Consider the following 9,138-nt stretch of genomic DNA (forward strand, 5'->3'; position numbering starts at 1 on the left):
CAGCCGCGCAAGCTGGTACGCAACAACTGCCTCGGGGGATCGCTTGGGGATCCCCCGACAAAGGCATTACTAAAGGGCAGGTGTCATGACTGACGTTGGACGGCGGGGGGTGATTTCCCCGCCTGCGAATCTTTATCGAATCTCAATTCTGCATTTGTCAGGTCTATGGGCGGCCGGGCGTCGGCTGGCGGATCAGGCCGAAGCTCCGACGTCGCGACTCGTCGACTGGACAAAGGGCATGGTTGAAGCCCTTCGGCAACGGATATTCGTAGGCCGTTTCGAGCGGGCGGAGACCTATGCGGAGCCCCAATCAGAAATTTCTGCATTCCTGCGGTCCTGCCGCAGGATATTCTGGGCGCTTGCGGCCTTCAGCGGGATGAGCAATCTCCTCATGCTCACCGGCTCGTTCTTCATGCTGCAAGTCTATGATCGCGTGCTGCCCGGTCGCAGCATACCGACGTTGATCGCCCTGATGGTCTTGGCCATCGTCCTCTACCTGTTTCAAGGTGGGCTCGACTTGGTCAGAAGCAGGATCAGCGCGCGGGTCGGGCGGTATTTTGATGAAAGGCTCGGCGTTCGCATATTCGACGCGCTTGTTCGCCTGCCTTTGAAGACCAGGGCCGATGGTGACGGCTTGCAGCCGGTGCGGGATCTTGATCAGGTCCGCAGTTTTCTATCGGGCGGCGGGCCGACGGCGCTCTTCGACCTGCCCTGGATGCCGATCTATCTCGGCGTTTGCTTCCTCTTTCACTACTGGATCGGCGTCACTGCGCTGGTGGGCGCGTTGGTGTTGATCGGCATTACCATGCTCACGGAAACCCGGACGCGGGGACCGGCCAAGGCGTCCTCGCGCCTCGCCGTCTCGCGAACGGCGCTTGCGCTCGAGGGGCGACGAAATGCCGAGGTTCTGCATGCCATGGGCATGCGGCAACAGGCGGCGTTGCGTTGGCAGGATGTCAACGCGAAATATCTCGCGGCCCATGAACGCGCCAGCGATGTCGCAAACGGGCTCGGGGGAGCCTCCAAGATCTTCCGAGCGATTCTGCAATCGCTGGTTCTTGCCGTTGGCGCAGTCCTCGTCATCAACCAGGAGTCGACGGCCGGCATCATCATCGCCGGCTCGATCCTCAGCGCGCGGGCCCTGGCGCCCGTCGAACTGGCCATTGCGAACTGGAAAGGGTTCGTCGCTGCGCGGCAGTCGGGACAACGGCTTGATGCTTTGCTGAGGCTTCTGCCCAGCGAGGAGGAGCGACTGGCATTGCCTCCTCCTGTTGAGACTCTCAGCGTCGAGCATCTCTACATCGGCGCTCCGAACTCGGAGAGGCCCACCATCAACGACGTGTCGTTCCAACTGCGGAGCGGACAGGCGGTTGGAATCATTGGACCGAGCGGATCCGGAAAATCGACGCTGGTACGAGCGCTGATAGGGGTATGGCCGTGCATTCGGGGGCGGATCCGGCTGGACAATGCCGCACTCGATCACTGGTCTTCTGACGCCCTTGGCAAGCACATCGGTTACCTGCCTCAGGATGTCGAATTGTTTGACGGCAGCATTGCCATGAACATCGCGCGGTTCGATCCGCAGGCGACAGCTGCCGCTGTGCTGGAGGCCGCGCATGCCGCGGGTGCGCACGACCTCATCCTTTCGCTTCCGGATGGCTACAGCACGAAAATTGGCGAAGGAGGATTGGCGCTGTCGGCGGGGCAGCGGCAGCGTATTGGGCTTGCTCGCGCCTTCTATGGCAAACCGTTCCTGGTTGTGCTCGATGAGCCCTCCTCAAATCTCGACGCCGAGGGCGAGGAGGCATTGACCGAGGCGATCCTAAACGTGCGTCGTCGCGGCGGCATTGTGGTCGTTGTCGCCCATCGCCCGAAGGCGCTTGAAGCCGTCGATCATGTCTTGTGCCTTGGTGACGGCAAGGTTCAGTCTTTCGGCAAGAGGGAGGAAGTCCTCAAGAAGGTCTTGCGAAATCCGGTGCCGCTCAAGGTGGTCGCGGAAGCTCGGGGAGGCAACCGGTGAACGGCCAGGTAACGCCGGCGATGCAGTCCATCCAGCGCTACATGATCGTCGGCATGATCATGCTCGGTCTGGTGACGTTTGGCATCGGCGGTTGGGCGACAACAACCCAATTGTCGGGCGCGGTCATCGCTCAGGGCGTTGTCGTGGTGGATTCGAGCGTCAAGAAGGTTCAGCACGCCACGGGCGGAATCGTGGGAGAGCTGCGTGTGCGCCAGGGCGATCGGGTCAATGCAGGCGACGTTTTGATCCGCCTCGACGAGACGCAGACGCTCGCGAATGCGACGATTGTCACCAACAGCATCGACGAACTGCTGGCTCGGCAGGCTCGTCTCGAGGCCGAGCGCGATGGTGCCGAGCAGGTCGTGTTTCCAAAGCTGCTGCTCGACCGGGCCAAGGAGAGCAACTCCGAGGCGAGCCGCGCGATCACGGCGGAGCGGAAGCTGTTCGACCTTCGCCGTCAGGCGAGGAGCGGCCAAAAAGCGCAGTTGCAGGAGAAAAGCGCGCAGCTCGAGAACGAGATCAAGGGTTATACGGGTCAGACCGAGGCCAAGCAGAAGGAAGTCGAATTCATCCGTCAGGAGCTGGAGGGCGTACGCAGCCTCTGGCAGAAGAATCTGGTGCCGATCACGCGGCTCAATTCCCTCGAGCGCGACTCCGCCCGTATCGAGGGCGAGCGTAGCCAGCTCGCAGGAATGATTGCTCAGTCGAAGGGAAAAATCTCCGAAATCGGACTCCAGATCATTCAGATCGACCAGGACCTCCGAACGGAGGTCGGCAAGGACCTGATCGAAACCCGCTCGAAACTCTCCGAGCTGGGCGAGCGCAAGACAGCGGCGGTCGACCAATTAAATCGCGTCGATATCAGGGCGCCGCAATCCGGCCGCGTCCATGAGCTCAGCGTCCACACGGTCGGAGGGGTGATCTCTCCCGGGGAGCAAATCATGCTGATCGTTCCCGATGCGGACTCGCTTGCGGTCGAGGTCAAGATCGCACCGAAGGATATCGACCAGGTCTATGTTGGGCAGACCACGACGATGCGCTTTGCAGCATTCAACCAGAAGACCACGCCCGAGATCGACGGCGAGGTCAGCATGGTCTCGGCAGACATCACGCAGGATCAGCGTGCCGGCACGAGCTACTACACAGGCCGCGTCCTGCTGAAGAAGGAAGAGCTCGCGAAGCTCGGCTCGGCCAAGTTGCTGCCCGGCATGCCGGTCGAGGTCTTCATCAAGACGGCAGGTCGAACCGCGCTTTCATACTTGCTCAAGCCGCTGCAGGATCAGGCGGGGAGGGCGTTCAAGGAGCGCTGAATCTCCGCCGCCGCGTGCGACTGCATCCGTTCGGGACCGGCGCCCTGGCTCTGGGCGCTGGCATTGCGACCGGCCTCTGAAAAGGCGGCTGGTCGGCCGGACCCATCGGCAGCGGGCGTAGCAGGCCGGCGAAAGCGCGTCACACGCGGGACGGACTCTGCGGCCGGGTTTGGAAGAGCCGACCGCCGCAGCCTGGAGATGTCAGGCCGTCGCAAGAGATTTGAGGCGGCGAACGTCGTGCGGTCGCGCCACCTCCTGATCAGGCGCAGGAAACCGCGCGCCGCTCGACGGAGCGGCCGTGACCGATGCCGGTTGCGCGTGGGCGAGACCCCCGACCGCTCGAACCAGCGCCCGCTGAGGACGTCCATGCGCCTGGTGTACAGGGTCAGCCCCCAGAATGACGAGTAGCTCATTCGGCATGTGAAATCCGTCCTGCCCGGGGAAGTACGGTCGAAGGTTTTGGCCTCGGTGAATAATTAAATCAACAGTTACAGTTTTTCTGACCGTTAAATCGCAGCCTTGCTGGACAGGTGAAGCAGGTTCGCGCCGCGCTGCCGCGCTGATGCGCCTTCCGTCGGACACCCGAGCCGATACGTCCCGCTCCATTCGTTGCTCCATTCTGCCTTCGGTTGGACCCCTGTAGCGCCGCGGCGGCTGCCGCTTGCGATCTTCTGCGCCTATTTAATTGCGATTCTATTGTTGCTATTTAAATTAATATAAATACAATTAAATAACAGAAATCTGCGGGATGGCCGCTCGTGACGGAGGCGGCCGCTCCGAGTGTAAATCCGGGGCCTGGTTCGCGTTCGCATGGGAATCGGCAGATGCAACGACCCTGGGTAGCGATCGTCTCAGCGCTGGCTGTCATGATCGGAGGCGTCCAGTGGGCGAGTGCGGCATTGTTGATATTGCCGGGGGCTCCGCAGCCGGCTTCCGCGCATATCGAGCTGGGACGCCCGACGCTCGCTCCCTTCAGTTACACGATGTTTTGTCTGCGCTATGAGGCCGAATGCCGCCCGCGCCGCTCCTTCCGCGGCGGGCCGATCCGGTTGACTGAGAAGCGATGGGCGGACTTGCGGGAAGTCAATCGTACGGTCAACGCGGCGATCGCGCCGGAGCGCAACGAGCTCGGTCTTGCGGGCGAGACGTGGATCATCAACCCTGTTCGCGGCGATTGCAACGATTACGCCGTGAGCAAGCGCCACGAGCTGCTTCAGCGCGGCTGGTCGGCCCGCGTCCTGCTATTGGGTGAAGTCGTCGTTGGCTCCGGAGAGCATCATCTGGTGCTCCTCGTGCGCACCAGGAGCGGCGACGTGGTTCTCGACAATCTTACTCCACAGATCAAGCTCTGGTCGAGCGCGCCTTATCGCTGGGTTCGCGTGCAGAACCCGGCGGACAACCGGCTGTGGGCGGCGGTCGGACGGGAAGGGACGTGAGCGCAACAGCGCCGCAGCGCCACAAGCCTTCCTTCGCCTAGCAGGATCGTGAGCTACTCCTCGGCACGTTTGGGCCGCTCGAGCGAAGCCGGCCTCGCTTCAATTGCAGATTCGACGAGCGACCGGGACAAGCGACCGTTGGCGGTGCACATGAATACCGGTCCAGGATCCTTTTCCGGAAAGGGTAAGCGATCCTTCAAGGGTTCCGACTCGTCACATGGCGCTGCACCAGAGCCATGGACGCGCAACAATTGTTCAATCTTTATTTAAATTATTGTTTATGGTGTTTAATATGGTGGTGCGCGCTTGCGCGAGTTTAAGAAAGGGGCAGCGAATGGAGTTCCGCCCACCAGCTGGAGAGCTTGGTAAGGCGAGGAATATTGTACGTTCCAGCAAGGAAGTGGTGCCCAGCTTCGGGCTTTTCGATTCAGCGCAAGCCAAAGCAAAACCTAGCAGTCGCGAACCTCCGCCGTGGCGGTACCCGGTATTGTGGTATGCCACTTCTGTTTTGCTCCTCTTGCTGTTTGCAATGGTGAATTTTGGGACGGCATTATGGCGGCTTCCCCGCGCCCAGTCCTTCCCATTTGGCTGTCTTGTGGCGTCTTTTGTCCTAAGCGCCGCATGTACTTTCTTGATCCGGCCCTCATATCCGGCGCGGCGAATGGGCTGGACGATCGTGTCCACAATGGCGATTTTTGGTGTGGTCTTCCTGGGGTTTGTCCTCACCAAAACCGATTACTCCCGCGCCATTACGCTGGGGATCTTCGCCTCTGCCTTGGTAATCGTCCCCGCTCCGCACTTCGTAGGAACTGCCGCGCTGCACCGAGCTCTGGCGCTTGGCGGGCTGGTGGCTGCGGCGACCGCGGGTTCGTTGGCATTGCGCATTACACCCGAGCTCTCGGCGCATGCCAATAGCTTGATAAAGACTGAGTTCTACAATTTGGAAGTTGATACCTATTCGAACGCGTTCCCGAAATCTGGAGTGCGCGGCGGCGCACTGGCCCGGATCGGCAATCGTTATCTTTTAGTGAGCGGAGACGGTCACCTCCATGTCTTCCACTGGGCAGCAGCGGATCATGTGACCGTCTACCCGCTGCCATACCGAGTGCCGATCAATGGCGACGCGTTTTCCGCCGCTGCCGGGCGGCCATGGGTGGAGCGCTCTGACTGGCCGCCCCAAGAGGCGCAGAGCAGACAGGCTGGGCGCGAGATTCTCAATGCCGAGTGGTTCCGAACGTATGGCTTGCTGGTTCAGGAAGTCGGCGCCACTACACGGATTTTCGTCTCGCACCCTTATTGGCATGTAGATCAGGAATGTTGGACCGAGCGGGTCTCCGTCCTTGAGGCGAACCGCTCATCAATACTTCGCGGCCAAGCTGGCTTCGAATGGAAAACTCTCTACGAAACCACTCCCTGTCTACCAGCGAGGGGCGAACATCGCCGTCACGGGATTCCGTTTGTTGGTTATTTTGGAGGAGGCCGGATGGCCCTCCTCAATGCGGACACGCTGCTGTTGACCATCGGCGACTTCGGCTTTGATGGTCTTGCCTCAGTTCATGCCTACGCGCAGGATGAGGCCGCATCTTATGGTAAAACCGTGGCCATCAACATCGCTGAGGGGCGTGCCACAATTTTCACGACTGGTCACAGGAATCCGGAGGGCCTCTACGTCGATCACTCCGGCACGATATGGTCTACCGAGCACGGGCCACAGGGTGGCGACAAGATCGATCGGCTCGTCCAGGATGGAAATTATGGCTGGCCGTATGCGACCTATGGAACGGACTATGGGACGTTCTCATGGCCGCTGAACAAGCCTGAAGCGGAGCAGAAGGGGTATCAAGCTCCGGTGTTCGCTTGGATTCCCTCGATCGGAGTTTCTAATCTTGTCGAGGTGGAGCACGGATTGTTTGCGGAGTGGCGAGGTGACCTGTTGATTGCCTCCCTCAAGGCCGCGACGCTGTTTCGTGCACGCGTGCGGGAAGGTCAGATCAAATACCTTGAACCGATCCCGATCGGAAATCGTATTCGCGATCTCATCGAGGGTCACGATGGCAGGCTCATACTGTGGACAGATGATCAGACGTTGATCTCACTTCGTCCGAAGGACGGCGCTACAGGTGAGAGTCTTTTCGCAGAGAAGTGTAGCGGCTGCCATCAGTCGAGCGTGAGCGTTGGCAACCGGATCGGACCGGACCTGCTCGGCATCGTGGGCCGTCGGGTCGCGTCAGTGGAGAGCTATCCGGATTACTCGTCAAGCCTGCGCCGAATAAGGGGTATATGGACCGAAGAGCGCCTCGATGAATTCCTCCGCGCTCCAAAGACTTTCTGCCCTGGCACCATGATGGATTTCGAGGGCGCTATCAGCGCGACAGAACGTCAAGCGATCATCAGCTATCTGCGTACCCTTTGAGAGCGTAGCACAACATCTTTCGCGGTGCGACCTGTGATTTTTATGTCCTGGTCAACGCTCGAACTGCGCCTTTGAGGTCTAGGTGTTTAGTCCCAAGGGTGCATTCTTGTCGCACGATTCGAAGGATGCGCTATGGGACAAGTTCTACACGGCTGCGCCACCACGACGGAGGCAGTCCGTCGAGCAATACAAAATAAGTGGAAGCAGCGCGACAACGTTGCGCATTCCAGGGATGGTGATCAGTGGTTCCAGACGATGGTGATCACGGATTCCAGTGATCGTGATCATGTTCGGAAGCGGACACGACTGACGATTGCATTTGTGCTGGAAATGGCCTCCTGGTCAAGGTTGTTGGAGATCGTCCCGGCGGTCCATGGGAGGGCCCCGTGCGCGGCGCGGAGTGCCCCCACGAGCGACGGAGCGACGCGCGCGGGAGGGGCCTGTGGGCCGGCGGGACGATCGCGCGTGAGGTAATCACGTCTTTTTCCTTTCGCTGGCCTGCCGGCGCAGGCTGTCGCCTTTGAGCTCGAGGCGGTGCGCATTGTGAATGATGCCATCCAATATCGCGTCACCGAGAGTGGGATCGGCAATGACGTCATGCCATTGCGACACGGGGGCCTGACTTGTGATCAATAAGGATCCCTTGTCGTAGCGATCGTCGACGATCTCAAGCAGATCACGACGCTGGTCGGTGGTGAGCGGTTCAGGTCCCCAGTCGTCGAGGATGAGGAGATTGACACGCTCAAGCGTGGCGATCAGGCGCGCCAGACGGCCTTCGCCGCGCGCCTGGGCGAGATCGGCGAACAGTCGGGATGCCCGCTTGTAGAGGACGGAGAAGCCGTCGCGGCAGGCTTTGTTGCCGAGCGCACAGGCAAGCCAGGACTTGCCGGTGCCGGTTGGGCCGACAATGACCAGGTGGTTGGCATCACGGATCCATTGGCTGGTGGCGAGGTTCTGGAAGAGCGAACGGTCGAGGCCGCGCGCGGTGCGATAGTCGACGTTCTCGATGGCGGCAGCTTGACGGAGTTTGGCACTGCTCAAGCGGCGCGTGAGGCGGCGGTTGTCGCGGGCGGTGACCTCGTGATCCACGAGGAGGCCGAGCCAATCGGCGTGCGGCATCTCGGCCGCCTCGGGATTGTTCTGCAGTTCGACGAGGGTATCGGCCATGGCGGCGAGGCCGAGGGCGCGCAAGCGATCGACAGTGGGTGAATGAGCACGATGATCTCCTGATCAGTTGTAGTAGCTGCGGCCACGGATGTTGGCGTGGAAGAGGATGGGCGCCTCCTCGGTGGGAGGAGCGGTTCTGTCGGTGCCGTTCTTGAGGATGGCGGCGACCGATTTGTAGGAACGGGCGTTGAGCAGAAGGGCACGGGCGCAGGCGGCGTCGACGCGTTCACGGCCGTATCGCTTGACCAGTCCGAGAATGCCGATCGCCGAGCGGAAGCCCTGTTCCGGATGCGGCCGCGACCGCAGGATGACGTCGATCAGCGTCTCGATATCGGGACCGACCTTGGCGGCTTCGGAACGAATGCGCTCATGGGTCCAGTCGCGATAGCGGCGATGTGAGCTCGGCATATGCTCGGGAATCGTCGTCGGGCGATGCGGTAAGGTGCTGCGCAGATGCGACGCCACTCGCTTGCCGCGGAGGAAAATCTCGACGGTCTTTTGGGTGATGCGAGTCTCGACCTCCTGATGCACGAGGTTGTGAGGAACGCTGTAGTAATGCTTGGCGATCTCGACGTGATAGTCGAGGTTGACCCTGCAGCGCTTCCACTCGGCATACTCGTACGGCTCATCCGGCAATGGGGTCAGCGCCGGGCGATCGAGCTCCTGGTGTCAACGGCGCACGGAATCTCCTCAGAAGTGGCGCCGCAAAATTCCCCAGTTGGCGGGATGGCGATCAGCCGTCGACGTGATCAGCACCTCCGTCTTTTGGTGGCCGGCCCCGCCGTTTCAGGG

6 protein-coding genes are annotated in these 9,138 nt (G+C 60.9%); 4 read left to right on the forward strand and 2 right to left on the reverse strand.

Annotated elements, in window-relative coordinates; translation table 11 throughout:
* Positions 1–238: 238 nt before the first annotated feature.
* The 4 genes from EAV90_RS27995 (at position 239) to EAV90_RS28010 (ending at position 7,179) form a co-directional block, all read left to right on the forward strand.
* Positions 239–2,020, forward strand: a complete 1,782-nt coding sequence (locus EAV90_RS27995) for a type I secretion system permease/ATPase (protein WP_430644753.1) — start codon at positions 239–241, stop codon at positions 2,018–2,020.
* Positions 2,017–3,330: an HlyD family type I secretion periplasmic adaptor subunit gene (locus EAV90_RS28000; protein ID WP_129145328.1), complete on the forward strand. Its 1,314-nt coding sequence runs from the start codon at positions 2,017–2,019 to the stop codon at positions 3,328–3,330. The genes EAV90_RS27995 and EAV90_RS28000 overlap by 4 nt, the downstream gene beginning before the upstream one ends.
* A gap of 824 nt (positions 3,331–4,154) precedes the next feature.
* Complete coding sequence (locus EAV90_RS28005; protein WP_129145329.1) at positions 4,155–4,766, forward strand: transglutaminase-like cysteine peptidase; 612 nt, start codon at positions 4,155–4,157, stop codon at positions 4,764–4,766.
* A 217-nt stretch (positions 4,767–4,983) separates the two neighbouring features.
* The gene (locus EAV90_RS28010) at positions 4,984–7,179 is read left to right on the forward strand and encodes a PQQ-dependent sugar dehydrogenase (protein WP_129145330.1); all 2,196 of its coding nucleotides are present in this window, start codon (positions 4,984–4,986) and stop codon (positions 7,177–7,179) included.
* A gap of 474 nt (positions 7,180–7,653) precedes the next feature.
* On the opposite strand, the gene istB is transcribed toward EAV90_RS28010, so the two are convergent.
* Together istB and EAV90_RS28025 are read right to left on the reverse strand one after the other, a co-directional pair.
* On the reverse strand, positions 7,654–8,370 hold the full coding sequence (istB, locus tag EAV90_RS28020) for an IS21-like element helper ATPase IstB (protein ID WP_283810515.1): 717 nt from the start codon (positions 8,368–8,370) through the stop codon (positions 7,654–7,656).
* A gap of 39 nt (positions 8,371–8,409) precedes the next feature.
* Complete coding sequence (locus tag EAV90_RS28025) at positions 8,410–8,982, reverse strand: Mu transposase domain-containing protein (protein WP_208738547.1); 573 nt, start codon at positions 8,980–8,982, stop codon at positions 8,410–8,412.
* Positions 8,983–9,138: the final 156 nt, after the last annotated feature.

Source organism: Bradyrhizobium vignae, assembly GCF_004114425.1.
In the GTDB taxonomy this organism is placed as follows: Bacteria; Pseudomonadota; Alphaproteobacteria; order Rhizobiales; family Xanthobacteraceae; genus Bradyrhizobium; species Bradyrhizobium vignae.

What these genes read in the sequence shown, in the direction of transcription:
- EAV90_RS27995 (WP_430644753.1), top strand. Translation starts at nt 239, where the DNA reads ATGGTTGAAGCCCTTCGGCAACGGATATTCGTAGGCCGTTTCGAGCGG.
- EAV90_RS28005 (WP_129145329.1), top strand. Translation starts at nt 4,155, where the DNA reads ATGCAACGACCCTGGGTAGCGATCGTCTCAGCGCTGGCTGTCATGATC.
- EAV90_RS28010 (WP_129145330.1), top strand. Translation starts at nt 4,984, where the DNA reads ATGGCGCTGCACCAGAGCCATGGACGCGCAACAATTGTTCAATCTTTA.